Consider the following 18,698-nt stretch of genomic DNA (forward strand, 5'->3'; position numbering starts at 1 on the left):
ACGCCCGGTTACATTCCGAACCCGGAAGCTAAGCCTTACAGCGCCGATGGTACTGCAGGGGGGACCCTGTGGGAGAGTAGGACGCCGCCGAACAAATATTGAGAAATCCCCCGTGCCATTCGGCACGGGGGATTTCTGCGTTTAGGGTCGTGGACATGGACTACGACCTGGTCATCTTCGACAACGACGGTGTGCTCGTCGACAGCGAGCCCATTTCCAATCGACTGCTCGCCGGCTATCTGACCGAGGTGGGTCATCCGACGACGTACGAGGACTCCATCCGGGATTACATGGGGTCTGCCATGCACCGGATCCACGAGCTGGTGCTGGAGCGGACCGGGCAGCGCTTGCCGGAGGACTTCGACGACGTTTTCCACGCGCGCGTGTTCGCCGCGTTCGAGGCGGAGTTGGTGGCGGTGGCCGGGGCGGCGGGGGTGCTGGAGAAGCTGGCCGCGGACGGGGTGCCGTACTGTGTGGCCTCCTCCGGGAGCCATGAGCGCATTCGGGTGGGGCATCGGACGACCGGACTCGACCGGTGGTTCGACGACGGGCGGATCTTCAGTTCCCAGGATGTCGGACGGGGAAAGCCGGCTCCGGACCTGTTCCTGTACGCGGCCGAGCGGATGGGGGTCGAGCCGGAGCGGTGTGTCGTGGTGGAGGACTCGCCGTTGGGGGTGCAGGCGGCTGTCGCGGCGGGCATGGACGTGTTCGGGTTCACCGCCATGACGCCGGCGGAGAAGCTGGCCGGGGCCACGCGGCTCTTCGCCGACATGGGGGAGCTGGCCGACTTGCTCGTGTGACACCGGAAGTTGACGCACATTCATCTTTGGCTGGATCTACCCAGCGGTAGCTCGGGGCCCTACGCTCGCGGCCATGACGCAAGCGCTGCGGCACGGTAGGGCCTCCTTGGCGTTCGGCTTCTTCGCGCAGGGTGTCGCCTTTGCTCTGCTCGTGACCCGGATCCCGGCCATCCAGGACCGGTACGGGGTTTCCGACGCGCTGCTGCCGGTCTTCCTCGCCGCCGTGCCCATTCTGGCCGGTGTCGGCAGTGTGGCCACCGAGCGGCTCGTGAAGCGGATACCCTCCGGCCGGCTGCTGCGCTGGTCCCAGCCGGTCGTGCTGCTGGCGCTGGTCGGGGTCGGGGCGGGCGGGCGGATGGTCGAGCTGGGGATCGCACTCGCGGTCTTCGGGCTGGCGGTGGGCGTGTTGGACGCCTCGATGAACATGCTCGGGGTGAGCCTGCAGCGGGCGTACGGGCGGAGCATCATGCTCGGTTTCCACGCCGCGTACAGCCTGGGTGGGATCGTCGGGGCCTCGCTGGCGTGGGCGGGGGCGCACTGGCATCTCGCGCTGTGGGTGTCGTACCTGCCGGTGGTGGCGGTGTTGTTGCCGGCCGTGCTGGTGGGGAGCCGGTGGTATGCCGACGGGGGCGGCGGGGAGGCCGCCGACCAGGGCGGGACGGCGGACGGTGGGGGTGTCGTCTTCAAGGCCCTGCTGCCGCTGTGTCTGGTGATGACCTTCGCGTACATCGGGGACTCGACCGTGTCCAACTGGAGCGCGAAGTATCTCCAGGACGTGTTGGGGAGTTCCGAGCAGCTGGCGACCGTGCCGTACAACGTGTACATGGTGACCACCTTGCTCGGGCGGGCCATCGGGGACTTCGGGGTTCGGCGGTTCGGGGCGGTGGGCGTCGTGCGGGCGGGGTCGCTGGTGGCGGCGCTGGGGTTCGGTGTGGTGGCCGTTGCTCCCGGTGCCTGGGTGGGGATGGGTGGGTTCACCTTGCTGGGGCTGGGGTTGTGCGTGGTGGTGCCGCAGACGTTCGCCGCGGCCGGGAGATTGTTCCCGGGGGCGTCCGATGCTGCGGTCGCACGGCTCAATGTCTTCAACTATGTGGGCTTTTTGATCGGTTCCCCGTTGGTGGGGGCGTTGGGCGACGCGTGGAGTTATCGGGGAGCGATGGTGGTGCCGATGGTGTTGGTGCTGGTGACGTTGGTGTACGCCAAGTCGTTCGCGCCTCAACCGGACCGATACGGTGGCGGGCATGAGCGGCCGCGCACAGCTGATGTGGGACGAGGCAGTAACGGGCTATGACTTCGGTCCGAGCCATCCGATGGATCCGGTCCGGCTGGATCTGACCCGGAGGCTCGTCCGTGCCCTGGAGCTGGACCGTGAGGTGGACGTGGTGTCCGCCAAGCCGGCCGGGGAGTCGACGCTGCGGCTCGTGCACCGGGAGGACTACATCGAGGCGGTGAAGGCGGCCTCCGCGGATCCCGGGGCGGCGGACCCGTCGTACGGGCTGGGAACGATGGACGATCCGGCCTTCGCCGGGATGCACGAGGTGTCCTCGCTCATCGCCGGGCTGTCCGTGGGGGCGGCGGAGGCGGTGTGGCGCGGGGAGGCCCTGCACGCGGTGAACTTCGCCGGCGGGTTGCATCACGCGATGCCCGGAGGCGCGTCGGGGTTCTGCATCTACAACGACGCGTCGCTGGCCATCGCCCGGTTGTTGGAGCTGGGGGCCGAGCGGGTCGCGTACGTGGACGTCGACGTGCATCACGGGGACGGGGTGCAGGCGGCGTTCTGGGAGGACCCCCGGGTGCTGACGATCTCGCTACATGAGCATCCTCGGACGTTGTTCCCGCAGACGGGGTGGCCGGAGGAGACGGGTGCGGGGGACGCCGAGGGGGCGGCGGTGAACGTCGCCCTGCCGGCGGGGACCGGGGATGCGGGGTGGTTGCGGGCGTTCCACTCCGTGGTGCCGGAACTCATCGCCGATTTCCGGCCGGACGTGTTGGTGACCCAGCACGGGGCGGACACGCACTTCGAGGATCCTCTCGCCCATCTCGCGGTGTCGCTCGACGCGCAGCGGGCCGTGCAGGTGGCTTGCCACGACCTGGCGCACGAGTACGCCGGTGGCCGGTGGGTCGCCCTGGGCGGGGGCGGGTACGCGGTCGTGGACGTCGTGCCCCGGTCGTGGGCGCATCTGGTGGGGGTGGCGGCGGGGAGGCCCGTCGCGCCGGAGACGGTGATTCCCGAGGGGTGGCGGCAGGAGGTGTTCGCCCGTACGCGGCAGTTGGGGCCGGGACGGATGACCGACGGGCGGTGGCCCGTGGAGTGGGCGGAGTGGGAAGCGGGGTACGACCCCGCCGATCGGTTGGACCAAGCGGTGCTGGCCACTCGGCGGGCCGTGTTCCCGCTGCGGGGGATGCTGGCGTAGGCGGCGGATCGGGGGCGGTCAGGGGCTCGTCCCCGCCGCCCCTCACACGCCGGACGGGCTCCTCGCGCGGGCCTTAGGCCAACCGGGCCCTCTTCCCCCGTTCGCCGGACGCCCCAGGCCCGCGTCCCTCACCATCACCCCGTGTGGAGTACCGCGGCCCTTCGGGCGCATCTGCTGGCTGCCGGGTTGGCCGGGGTGGTGGCGACCTCCAGGGAGGAGAGTCTCCGGAGTTATCGGCTCTTCGCCGCTCGGGATCCTCGGGTGTTGATCGGCGTCGATCCCCAAGGAGTCTGGGGGGTGCGGGAACTGGTCGGGCTGATGGCGGCCAAGTGTGGGGTTTCGGCCGACCCGGAGCACGTTTCCGGGCATGATGTGATCGATCCGGAGCGGACCCTGGCCGCGCTCGACGCCTTCGCGGAGCGGCTGGCCGCGGTCGCCCGGCGTGGTGCGACGGTGCTCCTGGGCACCGGGCATCCCCATCGGCTGCTCGGGTTCTACGCCGGGCTTGCGGACGCTTTGTCGGCGGCGGGATGTAGAGTCCTCACCCCCGCGCAGGGTCGCTGTGTCGACATAACGACCCGGTTCGGACTACGCACGCACAACCTTGACTACGTACGGGGTGTCGCGTTGGTGCGGGAAGCCGGGGTCGGGCGCCCCGGTTGTGCGACCGGCGTGCACACTCATTCGCCGCTCCCGGTTCGACTGGCGCTGGCGACCGCCGCGGAGGCCGGCGGACCGCTGCCGGAGCTGGTGATCGGGGATCACGGGTGGGTCTGCGGGGCAGGTCAGCTGGGGTTCGAGGCGATCGGGCTGGCGGACACCGACGACCCCGCGCTCTTCGTGGGGGAGGCCGAGGGGTCGGTGTCCCTCGTCGTTCCACTTGATGACGCTGTGCGGTCTGGTTACTACCGGCCGCTTACCCGCTACGTACTCAATCGGGCGTGTCTGTCACAGTAGGCCGCCGATGGGTGCACCTCTTCCCCACTCGCATCACCCGCCCCTACATTGGGGAGTGAGCACGCAGCGACGAAGAGTCACCGGAAGGGGAAGCCGGTGGCCGTCGAGTCGAGTGCGGAAGGTTCAGGTGTGTCATGGCTGCTGACCAGAGGCCTCTGAGCGAGGTTCAGTTCCTTACCGTGGCGGAAGTCGCCTCGGTGATGCGAGTGTCGAAGATGACCGTGTACCGGCTGGTGCACAGCGGTCATCTGCCCGCGATCCGGGTGGGGCGCTCCTTCCGTGTCCCGGAGAACGCGGTTCACGAATACCTCCGCGAGAGCTACGTGGGGGTGGAAACCGCCTGACGGCGAAGGCGTGTCTTCCGGATCGGCCCGACTCGGAGCCGTGGCTCCCGGGTGGTCCGGAAGGCCCGACCATGGGCCGGGGGGATCCGTTACAGGGCACTTCGGGGTCCCTCCGCCTCCTCGATTACGACCTCAGCGCTCGGGCGGGTAGGCTAGCCCCTCGTAGGTCGTATGGGCCCATGGCGCCCAGCACCGAGTGATGAGAAGTGAGCGAGGGTAGTCGTGGGCTCTGTTATCAAGAAGCGGCGCAAGCGGATGGCCAAGAAGAAGCACCGCAAGCTGCTGAAGCGCACGCGCGTCCAGCGTCGTAACAAGAAGTAAGCGAAGCAACTTCGCGCGACGCGAACCGCGAAAGCGTGGTGTGGCCCCCCATCGTGTGTCGATGGGGGGCCACACGTGTGTCCGGGGTGCGTGCGGAGGGCTGAACGCTGTGCGTAGGGCCGGACGGGTGAGGTGGCTGATCCGGTCGTACGACCGGCCCGTTTCGTCACTTGGCGCATCGGGTGGTCATCACAGCGCAACACCGACCCGCTAAGTTGGCCCGCAGACGGGGAACGCGGCAGGGTAACGAGCAGGTGCATCGGCCGAGCGGTACCAGGGCGGAAGGAAGGCGCTGATCTTGGGCAAGGTTGTGCTCGTGACCGGAGTGGCCCGTCAGTTGGGTGGCCGGTTCGTACGACGGATCCAGCGCGACCCGGACGTCGACCGGGTGATCGCGGTGGATGCCGTGCGGCCCGAGCATCATCTCGGCGGGGCGGACTTCATCCAGGCGGACATCCGGCAGCCCACCATCGCGCGAGTGCTCGCCGAGACCGGTGCCGACACCGTCGTCCACCTGGACGTGACGGCCACCGCGCTGGGCAGCGGCAGCCGGACCACGGTCAAGGAGACCAACGTCATCGGGACCATGCAGCTGCTCGGCGCCTGCCAGAAGTCGCCCCGTGTGAAGCGGCTGGTGGTCAAGTCCAGTACGAACGTCTACGGGTCCGCGCCGCGTGATCCCGCCGTCTTCACCGAGACCACCCCGGCCAAGTCGCTGCCCAGCGGTGGCTTCGCCAAGGACACGGTGGAAGTCGAGGGGTACGTGCGCGGGTTCGCCCGGCGGCGGCCCGATGTCGCCGTCTGCGTGCTGCGGTTCGCCAACATCCTCGGGCCCACCGCCGAGACCCCGCTCGCCTCGTACTTCTCGCTGCCGGTGCTGCCGACCGTCCTCGGCTACGACCCCCGGCTGCAGTTCGTGCACGAGGACGACGTGATCGAGGTGCTGCGCATCGGCTCGCACGAGCCGGCGCGGGGCACGCTCAACAGCGGCACCTTCAACATCGCGGGGGACGGTGTGCTGCTGCTGTCGCAGTGTTCGCGGCGGCTGGGGCGGCCCACCGTGCCGCTCCTGCTGCCGGCGGTCACGTGGGCGGGCTCCCTGGTGCGTACGCTGGGCATGACGGACTTCTCGCCCGAGCAGATCCGGCTGCTCACTCACGGCCGGGTGGTGGCGACGGACCAGATGCGCGAGACGCTGGGATTCACTCCGCGGTACACCACCGCGGAGACCTTCGCGGACTTCGCACGCAGCCAGGGGCCGGGTCTCCTGCCCCCCGAGGCCCTTGCCGGGGCCGTCGACCGGATCGCCGCGCTGCCCGTCGCGGGCGGCGGCCACCCCCCGACGCAGAGCGCCAACTGAGGAGCGCATCAACGATGGCGGACGCCAAGGTCATTCCGTTCGACGACGACCGGTCCCGTGGGAGCGCCGCGCAGCGGCCGCCGCGGCGGCGCAGTGCGGGGAGCCGGCGCAAGAACGGCGAGCCGGCGCCGGTCCGTGAGATCGGCGAGGTCGGCGAGGTCGGCGAGGTCGGTGAGGTTCAGCCCCTGCCCACCAGGGCGGTCCCGCAGGATGATGATCCCGTGACCGGTACGGGGGAGGAACAGCCACCGCGGCAGCCGCGGGAGGACGCCGGCGGCCCGGAGCGGCGCATCGCGGGCGGTCTGGCCTTCCTGCGCCGCCGTCTGACGGGCGACTACGAGGTCGACGACTTCGGCTACGACGAGGAGCTCACCGACCAGGTCCTGATGTCCCTGCTGCGGCCGGTGTACGAGAAGTACTTCCGCGTCGAGGTGAAGGGCGTCGAGAACATCCCGGCCGAGGGCGGCGCGCTGATCGTCGCCAACCACTCCGGGACGCTGCCGCTGGACGGCCTGATGATGCAGGTCGCCGTCCACGACCACCATCCGGCGGGCCGCCATCTGCGGCTGCTGGCCGCCGATCTCGTCTTCGTCCTGCCCGTCGTCAACGAGCTGGCCCGCAAGCTCGGGCACACCCTCGCCTGCGCCGAGGACGCCGAACGGCTCCTGGGCCAGGGGGAACTGGTCGGGGTGATGCCGGAGGGCTTCAAGGGCATCGGGAAGCCCTTCGGCGAGCGCTACAAGCTCCAGCGGTTCGGGCGGGGCGGTTTCGTCTCCACGGCCTTGCGCCAGGGCGCCCCGATCATCCCGTGCTCGATCGTCGGGGCGGAGGAGATCTACCCGATGATCGGCAACGCCAAGACGCTCGCCCGGGTCCTGGGCTTCCCGTACTTCCCGATCACGCCGACGTTCCCGTGGCTCGGTCCGCTCGGCGCGATTCCGCTTCCGACGAAGTGGACGATCCAGTTCGGCGAGCCGATCCCGACGGACGGCTATCCGCCGGAGGCGGCGGAAGACCCGATGCTGATGTTCAACCTGACGGACCAGGTCCGCGAGCAGATCCAGCACACGCTGTACAAACTGCTGGTGCAGCGGCGGTCGGTGTTCTTCTGACGGGGGCGTGGCTTTCCGGCCTGCGTATGGCAGTGGGGGCTCGCATGCGTAACGCAGTGGGGGCGCCCTTCGGTGAAGGGCGCCCCCACTGCCGTACAGGGACTCGCTAGTCCGCGTCCTCGCTGTCGATGTCCAGGCCGGGCAGGAGGCCGGGGAGGAGGGGCGGGAGGGTGACGTCCGGGTCGGCGGTGGCGGGCCCGCTCGCGGACGGGGAGGCGGTGTCCGCGCCCTGGCTCGGGTCGAGCAGACCGCCGGTGTTGCCGCCGAGCAGGCCGTCGTCGGTGCCGGTGGAGGACGAGTTGCTCGGGCTGCCGCTGTGGCCGCCGGGGCGGTCGGTGCCGACCGAGCCGCCGCCGGAGGCGGTGGAGCGGTCGGTGCCCGCGGTGCCGGTGGACGACGCCGGACCGGAGCTGCGCCCGCTGCCGCCGCTTCCGCCGCCCTGGGCCGGGGGCTGGGGGAGGAGGGACTGCAGCGGGGCGACTTCCTCGTCTATGGCGTCGAAGACCGACGAGACCTCTCGACTGACGTCGCCGAGCTGGACGGGGAGCTTGTCGCGCAGGGTGCCCCAGACCTCGCGTTGCGACCGCGAGAAGGCGGACAGGGTCTGGATGGGGCCCAGGGAGTCCGGGTCCCGCTCGTACGCCTCGTGCAGCAGCCGGTGGCCTTCGGTGGCGTCGTGGCGCACGCCGGACAGGGCGCGGCGGATGTCGCCCAGGGACTCGTGGTCGAGCTGGGCTCCACCGCGGCCGCGCTCCATGAGCCGGCGGGCCTCGCCGAGCCGGGTGGAGGCCTGGTCGAGGTACACCTCACCGCGCTCGTTGTCGCCCTCGGCGAGGTAGTTGAGCTTGAAGTCCTCGATGCCGCGCTTGAGTCCGTAGAGCGAGTCGCCGGGCAGGGCGTCGGAGCTCGCCGCGGCGACGCCGCCGAAGGCACCCGCCGCCACGCCGACGCTGAGGCCGCCCGCGGTGAGGCCCTTGGCGAGCCGTGAGCGCGGTCGGAACTTCCCCAGCGGTGTGGCCCGGTGGGCGCCCCGGGCGCGACTGGACCGTGCGCCTTCGCTCCCTCTCTGACCGGGGACCGAAGGGTCCGTCGCCCCGCCCGGGGTGCCCGCCTGCAGCATGGCCTCCATCGCGGCGACCAACTGGGCGCGCTGGACGACCTTGACCTCGGGATCGAGCTCCGGCTTGGGCAGCTCGGCGAGACTCGTCGCGAGGGCCAGGAGGCGGCCCCGCTCGGTCTGGTCCGCAGCGGCCGGGGCCGGTGCCGATCCTTCGGACTGCTCGGCCGCCGTGCCCTGGTCGGACTGCTCCTCCAGGGCCTGGGCGAAGGCGTTCGCCCGCCGGTGCGCCGATACGTTCGCGATCACTGGCGGCACCTCCTCTCGTCATGACGGTCGACTCCCCGGGGGTCCTGGGGGTTGCACGCCCTCGACCGGTTCCACACGATCGAGTGATCGGGGAGGGTGAGGACGTGACCACAGGGAGCCTGTATCCCGCACAACGACTGGCACGGCACTTGGGTTACGGACTGCCGGTGATCGGACCGGAAAGTCAACGGACTTTCACTGAACGTGAGTTGGCGTCGCCGACCGTAGGCGCGATCAGCGCGCGTCGTCCGGGAGGAGGCGGGCGAGGGTGCGGACGGCGCGGTACTGGAGGGTCTTGATGGCGCCCTCGTTCTTGCCCATCACGCGCGCGGTCTCGGCGACGGAGAGGCCCTGGAGGAAGCGGAGGGTGACGCACTCCTGCTGCTGGGGGTTGAGACGTCGTACGGCGTCCAGGAGCGCGGCGTTGGAGAGGGACTCGAGGACGGAGTCCTCGGGGGAGCGCTCGACCTCGTTGGCGTCGAGCATCTCGCCGGTGGTGACCTCGAGGCGGAAGCGGCTGGACTTGAAGTGGTCGGCGACGAGGTTGCGTGCGATGGTGACGAGCCAGGCGCCGAAGTCCCGGCCCTGCCAGGTGAAGGTGCCGATCCGGCGCAGGGCGCGCAGGAACGTCTCACTGGTGAGGTCCTCGGCGGTCGCCTTGCCGCCGACGCGGTAATAGATGTAGCGGTAGACCGTGTCGCTGTACTGGTCGTAGAGGCGTCCGAAGGCGTCGGCCTCGCCGGACTGGGCCCGTTCGACGAGGTCCATCATCCGGGCGCTGTCGCTGTCGGCGGCCGGCCGCCGGGCGGTGGCGGCACCGGCCGTACGTCCTCTTCTGCCGACCGCGGCGCTGCCGTCGGCCAGTGCATAGCACGGGCCCGCCGGAGCGGCGGCGAAGGCGGGGACGGCGTACGCGGTGGGGACGAAGCCGCGCAACAGGTCCTGGACCGTAGCGACCGTTGCGCGCAGCGTAGCCAGGCCCGAGGCGTCAACCCCGACGTGTGGGTACACGGGACTCCCAGAGGCAGAGCTTCCATCACGTGCAGTGCGGGACCATTCACCCGTCGTAGCGACGGAGGGGTACCGGTTTGCGTCTGAGGAGAATAACGCTTCGTGCAGGCGCTGCTACACCGAGTTGCTCAAATCGTCGATTACGTCGCTTCTCTGGCCGATTGACGCTCAAGCAAGTCGCTGGGAGTGACCGATTGGTGATCGAAACGGTCCGAGTTTCCGGTCGGTCCGGGGCGTGTTGTGGCGGTGCGCGGACAAGAGGAGTGGAGGGGGCGCTGCGGGGGTACGACGGTGGGTTGTCCGTTCGCCGCCGGGCCGCGCTACCGGCGGCGGCGGTGCAGGGCGATCGCCGCCGCCGTGCCGCCGGCCACCGCGCCCACCCCGGCCGCCGCCGGAATGCCGACCTTCGCCGCCTTGCGGCCCGTGCGGTAGTCGCGCAGCCGCCAGTCCATCTCGCGGGCGTGCCTGCGGAGCTTGGCGTCGGGGTTGATGGCGTAGGGATGGCCGACCAGGGAGAGCATCGGGATGTCGTTGTGGCTGTCGCTGTACGCGGCGCAGCGGGAGAGGTCCAGGCCCTCCGCCACCGCGAGGGCGCGCACCGCCTCCGCCTTCGCCGGACCGTGCAGCGGTTCGCCCACGAGCTTGCCCGTGTAGACGCCGTCCACCGACTCCGCGACCGTGCCGAGGGCGCCCGTCAGGCCGAGGCGGCGGGCGATCACCTGGGCGATCTCCACCGGCGCGGCGGTGACCAGCCACACCTTCTGGCCGGCGTCCAGGTGGGCCTGGGCCAGCGCCCGGGTGCCGGGCCAGATCCGCTCGGCCATGTACTCGTCGTAGATCTCCTCGCCGATCGACCGCAGCTCGGAGACCCGGTGCCCCTTGACGATCGACAGGGCCGAGTCGCGGGCCTCCTGCATGTGCTCCGGGTCCTCGACGCCGGCCAGCCGGAACCACGTCTGCTGCCAGGCGAACCGGACGAGGTCGCGGGTCTCGAAGAACTTCCGCTTGTACAGGCCCCGGCCGAAGTGGAACAGGGCGGCGCCCTGCATCACGGTGTTGTCGAGGTCGAAGAAGGCGGCGGCACGGTCGTCGCCGTGCACGGGGAACTGCGGTTCCTGTGCGGAGACGTCCTTGCGGGCGGCCTCCGCCGAGGCCTCGCCTGCCAACACGCTCCGCGCCGTGGCGGAGCGCCTACGGGGGGTGAGCCATCCAAGAGCGGCCATGGCGTGAGCATAGCCAGTCTGTTCGGTGGTTCCGGAGTCACGAGGTTCGAACGCCGTGAACTCTCCGCGACCGTGTCGTTAAAGAGGTGGTGCCGCCGGGCCGCCGCGCGCACGTCGACGCGCGCCCCGGCCGCTTCGCGCGAGCCGCGGGAGAATGGCTCACATGAGTCCCCTCTTTCGCCGTAAGGGCCCCTCCGCCCAGGAACGGGTCGTGACGTTGATCGGCAAGCCCGGCTGCCACCTGTGTGATGAGGCACAGATCGTCATCGAGAAGGTGTGCGGCGATCTCGGCGTCCCGTGGGAGAAGCGGGACATCACCGAGGACCCCCAACTCCACGACCAGTACTGGGAACAGATCCCCGTGGTGCTCGTCGACGGGAAGCAGCACACGTTCTGGCGCGTGAACGAGGAACGGCTGCGCAGGGAACTGTCGGGGAGCTGACAGGGAACTGACCGAGCAGTCCAAGTGTTCCGAAAAGTCGCTTAGGATCGACGGTGACCAGGTCTCGGGGGCGGGATTCGTGAGGAGAGTGTGCGGTTTTGCCCCCGATAAAGAAGGAGCGCAGGCGTGTATGCGCCGGTTCCCCGCGGACGCGCCGGGGGCGCGTGACCCCGGTCACGTTGGCCGGGCAAATCGGACACCATCTTTGTGCACGCGTTCACAAAGACATAGCCTGCTTTCGACGGGGCGGTCTGGGGACGTACGACCGCCTGCAGCCCCGCTCTACCCGCAGGAGCACCGTGGCAACTGGCCGAACTCACCGACCGGCGACCCGTAGCCGAGGGATTCCCGAGGCCACCGTCGCCCGGCTTCCGCTGTACCTCCGAGCCCTGACCGCACTGTCGGAGCGCTCGGTACCCACGGTCTCCTCCGAGGAGCTCGCGGCCGCGGCGGGAGTCAACTCCGCGAAGCTGCGCAAGGACTTCTCCTACCTGGGCTCCTACGGGACCCGGGGTGTGGGGTACGACGTCGAGTATCTCGTCTACCAGATCTCCCGCGAGCTGGGCCTGACCCAGGACTGGCCGGTAGTGATCGTCGGTATCGGTAACCTCGGCGCGGCGCTGGCCAACTACGGCGGGTTCGCCTCCCGCGGCTTCCGGGTCGCGGCCCTCATCGACGCCGACCCCGCGATGGCCGGGAAGCCGGTCGCCGGGATCCCCGTCCAGCACACCGACGACCTGGAGAAGATCATCCAGGACAACGGCGTGTCGATCGGCGTCATCGCGACGCCCGCCGGCGCGGCCCAGCAGGTCTGCGACCGGCTCGTCGCCGCCGGAGTCACCTCCATCCTGAACTTCGCGCCGACCGTGCTGTCCGTCCCGGATGGCGTCGACGTGCGCAAGGTCGACCTCTCCATCGAGCTGCAGATCCTCGCCTTCCACGAGCAGCGCAAGGCCGGTGAGGAGGCCGCGGGCGAGGCGGCGGCGACCGCCGTCCCGGCCGCCGCCGCGACCCGCGAGCGGGCCACCGACCAGGGACCTGACGGGGACGTTCCCGCCGTGATGCCGGCATGAGTCTGCTCGTCGTCGGGCTGAGCCACCGCAGCGCCCCGGTCAGCGTCCTGGAGCGGGCCTCGCTGTCCGCGGACGCCCAGTTCAAGCTGCTCCATGACACGGTCGCCGCCGAGCCGGCCACCGAGGCCGCCGTGCTCGCCACCTGCAACCGCATCGAGCTGTACGCCGACGTGGACAAGTTCCACGCCGGTGTCGCCGAGCTGTCCACCCTGCTCGCCCAGCACAGCGGGGTCGGGCTGGAGGAGCTCACCCCCTATCTCTACGTGCACTACGAGGACCGTGCCGTCCACCACCTGTTCTCGGTGGCCTGCGGCCTGGACTCGATGGTCGTCGGCGAGGGGCAGATCCTCGGGCAGATCAAGGACTCCCTGGCCCGCGCCCAGGAGCTGCACACCGCCGGACGGCTGCTGAACGACCTGTTCCAGCAGTCCCTCAGGGTCGGCAAGCGGGCCCACTCCGAGACCGGCATCGACCGTGCCGGCCAGTCCCTGGTGACCTTCGGCCTGGAGCAGCTTGCCGCCGGCGGGGACGTCACCGCGTGGGCCCGCGGCAAGCGCGCCCTCGTCATCGGCGCCGGCTCCATGTCCTCGCTGGCCGCGGCGACGCTCGCGCGCGCCGGTGTCGCCGAGGTGGTCGTCGCCAACCGCACCTTCGACCGCGCCGAGCGGCTCGCCCGGATCCTCGTCGAGGCCGAGGACACGGACGTGACGGCCCGCGCGGTACCGATGGAGTCGGTGCCCCAGGAGCTGGCCCGTGCCGACGTCGCCGTCTCCTGCACGGGGGCGACGGGACTCGTCCTCACCGCGGAGGCGGTCGCGACCGCGGTCGAGGGCCGTACCGGAGCACCGGCCGCCGTCACCGAGGACGCCCCGGACACCGAGCCGGCCCGGGCGGACGTACGGCCGCTGCCGCCGACCTCCGTCGGGACCGACGAAGGATGTCCGCTGGACCTGGCGGCCGTGCAGCAGCCCGGCTTCTCCGTGATGGGGGAGGCCGCCGTGGCCGGCATGGACGCGGCCACGCTGGAACAGCACGCCGCCTGGGTGGCCGGCGCCGGCGTCGACCGCCGCGAGGCCGCCCGCCGGCCCGAGGCCGACGCCGAGCTGATCACCGCGCTCGCCGCGACCGCCGCCACCGTCGGCCGCATCCCCGAACTGCGCAGGCCCGAACCGGTCGCCGTGCCCGCACGGCCCGAGCCGGTGCTCTTCCTGCTGGACCTGGCGATGCCCCGGGACGTCGACGCGGCCGCGCACCGGCTCGCCGGGGTGCGCCTGGTGGACATCGAGTCGCTGGCCGAGGCCTCCGCGGACGCGCCGATGGCGGCCGACGTCGACCAGGTGCGGCGGATCGTGTCCGACGAGGTCGCCGCGTTCGGCGCCGCCCAGCGCGCCGCGCACATCACGCCGACCGTGGTGGCCCTGCGCGCCATGGCCGCCGACGTCGTGGCGAGCGAGATCGCCCGGCTCGACGGACGGCTGCCCGGCCTGGACGACAAGCACCGCGCGGAGATCACGCAGACCGTGCGGCGCGTCGTCGACAAGCTGCTGCACGCGCCGACCGTCCGGGTCAAGCAGCTCGCGGCGGAGCCCGGCGGCGCCGGGTACGCGGACGCGCTGCGCACCCTGTTCGACCTCGACCAGGAGACGGTGGCCTCCGTCTCCCGCGCCGAGGACAGCACCGAGAAGAACCGAGGGCCACGATGACCAAGAAGGCACTGAGGCTGGGGACCAGGCGGAGCAAGCTCGCCATGGCCCAGTCCGGGCAGGTGGCGGAAGCCGTGAGCCAGGTGACCGGACGGCCCGTCGAGCTCGTCGAGATCACCACGTACGGCGACGTCTCCCGCGAGCACCTCGCGCAGATCGGCGGCACGGGCGTGTTCGTCACCGCGCTGCGGGACGCGCTGCTCAGGGGCGAGGTCGACTTCGCGGTTCACTCGTTGAAGGACCTGCCGACCACGCAGCCCGAGGACCTGGTCCTGGCCGCCATACCGGTGCGCGAGGACCCGCGCGACGTGATCGTCGCCCGGGACGCGCTGAAGTTCACCGACCTGCCCCGCGGGGCGCGCATCGGTACGGGCGCGCCGCGTCGCATGGCACAGCTGAACGCGTACGCGCGCAGCCACGGGCTGGACATCGAGACCGTCCCGATCCGCGGCAACGTGGACACGCGGATCGGGTTCGTGCGCGACGGTGAGCTGGATGCGGTGGTCCTGGCCGCGGCCGGACTGAACCGCATCGGTCGCAGTGAGGAAGTGACCGACTTCCTGTCGGTCGACACGGTTTTGCCCGCCCCCGGCCAGGGGGCCCTGGCGATCGAGTGCTCCGCGGGCGACGCGGACCTCATCGCGGCGCTCGGTGAGCTCGACGACCCGTTCACGCGGGCCGCCGTGACCGCCGAACGGTCACTGCTCGCCGCCCTGGAAGCCGGCTGCAGCGCCCCTGTGGGCGCGCTGGCCGACTTGCTGGCCGACGGGCAGATTGTCAAGGAAATGCGCCTGCGCGGCGTCGTCGGCACGGTCGACGGCACCCGCATGGTGCAGCTGTCCACCACCGGTCCCGTGCCCGAGACGCACGACGGGGCAACGGCGCTCGGTCGCGAACTCGCGGCCCAGATGCTCGCCCAGGGCGCGGCCGGTCTGATGGGGGAGCGAGCACATTGAGCCCCACCACCCTTCCCACCGGCCTTGAACACGGGCACGTCACCTTCCTGGGTGCCGGACCCGGGGATCCGGGACTGCTGACTCTGCGCGCCGTGGAGGCGCTGGCGAACGCGGACGTCCTCGTCGCCGAGCACGACGTGCTCGACGTCGTCCGGACGCACGCCAGGCCAGGCGTCGCCGTGGTGCACGCGGATCCCTCGTCGGACCCGCTTCCGGGCACGGTCACGCCTCACCCGACGCTCGTTGACGGCGCGTCAACAACCGCTGGGCTCCCCGCTGTGCGGGATGCCGCACATCTTGTCATGGAGGCCGCGCGGGGCGGCAGGCGGGTCGTCCGTGCGGTGTCCGGGGACCCGGGACTTGATACGTACGCGGCGGAGGAAATGCTCGCGTGCGCGGCGGCCGGTGTGCCGTTCGAGGTCGTTCCCGGGGTTGCGGCCGCCGTCGGCGTACCCGCGTACGCCGGTGTGCCGCTGCGGGACGCGCGCGGCGCGGACGTCCGGTTCGTGGACGCCCGGACCGCCTCGGACCGGTGCTGGACCGAGGTGGGCGCGTCCGACGGGACCGTCGTCGTCTCCACGACGCTGGACTCCGTCGCGGCCGCCGCCGGCGAGCTCGTGGCCGCCGGGCGCAAGCCCGACACTCCGATGACGGTCACCGTGGCCGGTACGACGACCCGGCAGCGGACCTGGAGCGCCACGCTCGGGACCATCGCGCAGACGCTGAAGCAGGCGAAGGTGCTGCCGTCGCCCGAGGGCGGCCGGCCGGTGATAGCCGTGGTCGGTGAGCGTTCCGCCCCCGCCCAGCGCGACCAGCTGGCGTGGTTCGAGTCCAAGCCGCTGTTCGGCTGGAAGGTGCTCGTGCCGCGTACGAAGGAGCAGGCGGCGTCGCTCTCCGACCAACTGCGGTCCTACGGCGCCGTACCGCACGAGGTGCCGACGATCGCCGTCGAGCCGCCGCGGACGCCCCAGCAGATGGAGCGGGCGGTCAAGGGGCTCGTGACGGGACGCTACGAGTGGATCGCCTTCACGTCGGTGAACGCCGTGAAGGCCGTGCGCGAGAAGTTCGAGGAGTACGGGCTCGACGCCCGGGCCTTCGCCGGGATCAAGGTCGCGGCGGTGGGCGAGCAGACCGCCAAGGCGCTGGTCGCGTTCGGTGTGAAGCCGGATCTGGTGCCCAGCGGGGAGCAGTCGGCCGCCGGGTTGCTGGAGGACTGGCCTCCGTACGACCCGGTGTTCGACCCGATCGACCGGGTGTTCCTGCCCAGGGCCGACATCGCCACGGAGACGCTGGTCGCCGGGCTCATCGAGCTCGGGTGGGAGGTCGACGACGTCACCGCCTACCGGACCGTGCGGGCCTCGCCGCCGCCGGCGGAGACGCGGGAGGCCATCAAGGGCGGCGGCTTCGACGCCGTGCTGTTCACGTCGTCGTCGACCGTGCGGAACCTGGTGGGTATCGCGGGGAAGCCGCACAACGTGACGGTCATCGCGTGTATCGGGCCCGCCACGGCCAAGACCGCGGAGGAGCACGGGCTGCGGGTCGACGTGATGGCTCCGGAGCCGTCCGTGCACAAGCTCGCGGAGGCGCTGGCCGACTTCGGTCTGCGGCGTCGGGCCGCCGCCCTGGAGGCGGGGGACCCGGTGACGCGGCCGAGCGAGCGGAGGCCGGGGGCTCGGCGGAGGCGGGCTACGTGATGGTGTGAGGTCTGGGCTGCGGGTCTGTGAGCCCTGGGCTCTGTGGTTCTGTGAGCTCGGGGCCCGGGGTTCGGGGCTCTGGGTCCGTGAGCTCCGGGCTGCGGGCAGGGGCGGGGCTGGGCAGGGGTTCGTGGCCCGGGGCTGACGGGGGTTTCGTGCCGGGCCGCGGCTTCGTGGTGCCGGCTTCTCAGAGCACCGTGTGGCCGTAGCGGAGCAGGTTCGCCGGGTCGTACTTCGCCTTGTCCTGGCGTAGGCGTGCGTAGACCTCCGGGGTCCAGGCGCGGGCTCGGTCCTCCTCGTCGCCCGGGGTGCCGTGGACGTTGACCAGGGTGTGGCCTGTGCCGTAGGGGGCCATCGCGGTGTAGAGGGCGGTGGTCGCCCGTTCGACCGCCTGGGCTGCCGGCGGGGCGGGCAGGACGCCGACCGAGGCCAGGAAGTACCGCGCGTCGCGTGAGCAGACGGCGTCCTCGACGGGGGCCGGGCGGGAGAGCGCGGCCCCCATGTGGCGTAGCTCGACCATGAGGAGCGGGTAGTCGGGCGCCGCTTCCGGGCCGGCCTGGTCGACGAAGGCGCTCAGGGCGTCCGGGGGAAGGTCGCGCAGCAGGAGGCAGGCTTCGCGGGCCGGGAGAGGGTCCTGGGGCTCCATGTGGATGCGGTCCAGGTCGGTGTGGTCCATGACCTCGACCGTGTCGACCGCGACCGGGGCCGCCCTGCGGAGCGGGGCGATCAGGGCCTGGCCCTCCGCCGGGTCGCCCGGCCAGGCGACGGCCACGCGGGCCCAGAAGCCGCCGCGCAGCGGTTCGGGGATCTGCGGGAGGGGCGGGAACCGGAGGACGGTGAACGCGCTGCACATCTCGTCCGGGACCGTGCGCGTCCACTCGGCCCAGGCGTGCAGCAGGGGCCCGGTGTGCTCGCCGGAGCAGAAGATGCCGCCGCCGAGGAGGCGGGGCAGGGGGAGAAGCTCGGTGACGAGGGACGTCACCACGCCCACGTTGCCCTTGCCGCCGCGCAGCGCCCAGAAGAGTTCGGGCTCGTGGTCGGGGGTGGGGTCCCGGGTTGTCTCGTGCAGGGTGCCGTCCGGGGTGACGACCTGGAGGGAACGGACGAGGTCGGCCGAGTAGCCGTAGGCGCGGCCCAGCACGGGCAGTCCGCCGCCCAGGACGTAGCCGACCACGCCCGTGTCCGTCGAGGTGCCGCTGAGGCCGGCGAGTCCGTGCGGGGCGCCCGCGGCCATGACGTGGCTCCACTTCGCGCCCGCGGCGACCGTCGCGGTGCGCTGCCCGGGGTCGACGTGTACGTCCGTCATGCGGGCGGTGCTGATGAGCAGGCCGTGGTCGATCGGGAAGTTGGCGCCGTGGCCGGTGGCCTGGACGGCGACCGGGGTGCGGGTGGCTGTCGCCCAGCGCAGTGCGGCCACGACGTCGTCGGTGCCGGTCGCTCCCACGACCACGTCGGGGGTGTGCAGGGCGGCCAGGTTGAAGCCGGTGACCTCCTCGGCGTAGCCGTCTTCGCCGGGGCGTAGGACGGGGCCGCAGATGTCCGAGAGGGCGAACAGGGCGGGGGTGGGGTGGGTGGCGGTCATGGCGTTCTCCCCGTGTCGGGGTCTTCTTCCAGGATGGCCCTGGGGGGCTGGGGGCGCCTGGGGGGTGCCGGCGGCGGGGGTGGGGCGCCCCGAGCAGGGCTCTGGGGTGTCTCGCTCGTCGCCGGTGGGCGGGTCGGGGTCGTGGCGGTGCGGCGAGCCCGTCGCCGGTTGGGCGTACGGCCGCCTGTTGGAATTGGTGGCCCTTGGCCGTGCAGCGCTACGCGACGGGCTGCGCCGCACCGCCACGACCCGCTCCCGCCCGCGGGCGGGCGCGGGAGCGTTCGGGCTGCGCGCCGGCGCCATGACCCGTTCCGGTGCGTTGGCGGGTGCGGGTGGGTTC

At 71.5% G+C, this 18,698-nt stretch carries 17 protein-coding genes and 1 rRNA gene; 14 read left to right on the forward strand and 4 right to left on the reverse strand.

Annotated features, from left to right (window positions below; translation table 11 throughout):
• The 9 genes from rrf to ACIHAR_RS28215 form a co-directional block, all read left to right on the forward strand.
• Window positions 1–93, forward strand: a 5S ribosomal RNA gene (gene rrf, locus ACIHAR_RS28175); the annotation flags it as partial.
• Between the two features lie 62 nt (window positions 94–155).
• The gene (locus ACIHAR_RS28180) at window positions 156–800 is read left to right on the forward strand and encodes an HAD family hydrolase (RefSeq protein ID WP_365472394.1); all 645 of its coding nucleotides are present in this window, start codon (window positions 156–158) and stop codon (window positions 798–800) included.
• 73 nt (window positions 801–873) lie between these two features.
• Window positions 874–2,091, forward strand: a complete 1,218-nt coding sequence (locus ACIHAR_RS28185) for an MFS transporter (protein ID WP_365472397.1) — start codon at window positions 874–876, stop codon at window positions 2,089–2,091.
• Window positions 2,042–3,214 carry an acetoin utilization protein AcuC gene (locus ACIHAR_RS28190; protein ID WP_365472400.1) on the forward strand — a complete coding sequence of 391 codons (1,173 nt, stop codon included), beginning with the start codon at window positions 2,042–2,044 and terminating at the stop codon, window positions 3,212–3,214. Before ACIHAR_RS28185 ends, ACIHAR_RS28190 begins: the two co-directional genes overlap by 50 nt.
• Before the next feature lie 141 nt (window positions 3,215–3,355).
• Window positions 3,356–4,171 carry a phosphatase gene (locus ACIHAR_RS28195; protein WP_400022468.1) on the forward strand — a complete coding sequence of 272 codons (816 nt, stop codon included), beginning with the start codon at window positions 3,356–3,358 and terminating at the stop codon, window positions 4,169–4,171.
• A 134-nt stretch (window positions 4,172–4,305) separates the two neighbouring features.
• Complete coding sequence (locus ACIHAR_RS28200; RefSeq protein ID WP_162655568.1) at window positions 4,306–4,515, forward strand: helix-turn-helix domain-containing protein; 210 nt, start codon at window positions 4,306–4,308, stop codon at window positions 4,513–4,515.
• A 222-nt stretch (window positions 4,516–4,737) separates the two neighbouring features.
• Window positions 4,738–4,836, forward strand: coding sequence for a 30S ribosomal protein bS22 (locus ACIHAR_RS28205; protein ID WP_003948845.1), 99 nt, complete (start codon window positions 4,738–4,740; stop codon window positions 4,834–4,836).
• 298 nt (window positions 4,837–5,134) lie between these two features.
• Complete coding sequence (locus ACIHAR_RS28210; protein WP_365472406.1) at window positions 5,135–6,196, forward strand: NAD-dependent epimerase/dehydratase family protein; 1,062 nt, start codon at window positions 5,135–5,137, stop codon at window positions 6,194–6,196.
• Window positions 6,197–6,210: 14 nt separating this feature from the next.
• Complete coding sequence (locus ACIHAR_RS28215) at window positions 6,211–7,308, forward strand: lysophospholipid acyltransferase family protein (RefSeq protein WP_400022469.1); 1,098 nt, start codon at window positions 6,211–6,213, stop codon at window positions 7,306–7,308.
• 106 nt (window positions 7,309–7,414) lie between these two features.
• On the opposite strand, the gene ACIHAR_RS28220 is transcribed toward ACIHAR_RS28215, so the two are convergent.
• The 3 genes from ACIHAR_RS28220 to ACIHAR_RS28230 form a co-directional block, all read right to left on the reverse strand.
• Window positions 7,415–8,674 (reverse strand): DUF5667 domain-containing protein, encoded by a 1,260-nt coding sequence (locus ACIHAR_RS28220; RefSeq protein ID WP_400022470.1) that lies wholly within the window; start codon window positions 8,672–8,674, stop codon window positions 7,415–7,417.
• A gap of 234 nt (window positions 8,675–8,908) precedes the next feature.
• Complete coding sequence (locus ACIHAR_RS28225) at window positions 8,909–9,685, reverse strand: ECF subfamily RNA polymerase sigma factor, BldN family (RefSeq protein ID WP_365472415.1); 777 nt, start codon at window positions 9,683–9,685, stop codon at window positions 8,909–8,911.
• Between the two features lie 320 nt (window positions 9,686–10,005).
• Complete coding sequence (locus tag ACIHAR_RS28230; protein WP_365472418.1) at window positions 10,006–10,908, reverse strand: HAD-IB family hydrolase; 903 nt, start codon at window positions 10,906–10,908, stop codon at window positions 10,006–10,008.
• 154 nt (window positions 10,909–11,062) lie between these two features.
• Between ACIHAR_RS28230 and ACIHAR_RS28235 the strand changes: the two genes are divergently transcribed.
• From ACIHAR_RS28235 to ACIHAR_RS28255, 5 genes are all read left to right on the forward strand, one after another.
• Window positions 11,063–11,350: a glutaredoxin family protein gene (locus ACIHAR_RS28235; protein ID WP_365472421.1), complete on the forward strand. Its 288-nt coding sequence runs from the start codon at window positions 11,063–11,065 to the stop codon at window positions 11,348–11,350.
• A gap of 299 nt (window positions 11,351–11,649) precedes the next feature.
• Window positions 11,650–12,423 carry a redox-sensing transcriptional repressor Rex gene (locus ACIHAR_RS28240; RefSeq protein WP_400022471.1) on the forward strand — a complete coding sequence of 258 codons (774 nt, stop codon included), beginning with the start codon at window positions 11,650–11,652 and terminating at the stop codon, window positions 12,421–12,423.
• Window positions 12,420–14,126: a glutamyl-tRNA reductase gene (locus ACIHAR_RS28245; protein ID WP_400022472.1), complete on the forward strand. Its 1,707-nt coding sequence runs from the start codon at window positions 12,420–12,422 to the stop codon at window positions 14,124–14,126. Before ACIHAR_RS28240 ends, ACIHAR_RS28245 begins: the two co-directional genes overlap by 4 nt.
• Window positions 14,123–15,082, forward strand: a complete 960-nt coding sequence (gene hemC, locus ACIHAR_RS28250; protein WP_365472428.1) for a hydroxymethylbilane synthase — start codon at window positions 14,123–14,125, stop codon at window positions 15,080–15,082. The genes ACIHAR_RS28245 and hemC overlap by 4 nt, the downstream gene beginning before the upstream one ends.
• Window positions 15,079–16,776, forward strand: coding sequence for a uroporphyrinogen-III synthase (locus tag ACIHAR_RS28255; protein WP_400022473.1), 1,698 nt, complete (start codon window positions 15,079–15,081; stop codon window positions 16,774–16,776). Before hemC ends, ACIHAR_RS28255 begins: the two co-directional genes overlap by 4 nt.
• Window positions 16,777–16,963: 187 nt before the next feature.
• Here ACIHAR_RS28255 and ACIHAR_RS28260 read toward each other — a convergent pair whose 3' ends face one another.
• Window positions 16,964–18,358 (reverse strand): FAD-binding oxidoreductase, encoded by a 1,395-nt coding sequence (locus ACIHAR_RS28260; RefSeq protein ID WP_400022474.1) that lies wholly within the window; start codon window positions 18,356–18,358, stop codon window positions 16,964–16,966.
• Window positions 18,359–18,698: the final 340 nt, after the last annotated feature.

The sequence above is a fragment of the Streptomyces sp. NPDC052016 genome (genome assembly GCF_044548445.1).
In the GTDB taxonomy this organism is placed as follows: domain Bacteria; phylum Actinomycetota; class Actinomycetes; order Streptomycetales; family Streptomycetaceae; genus Streptomyces.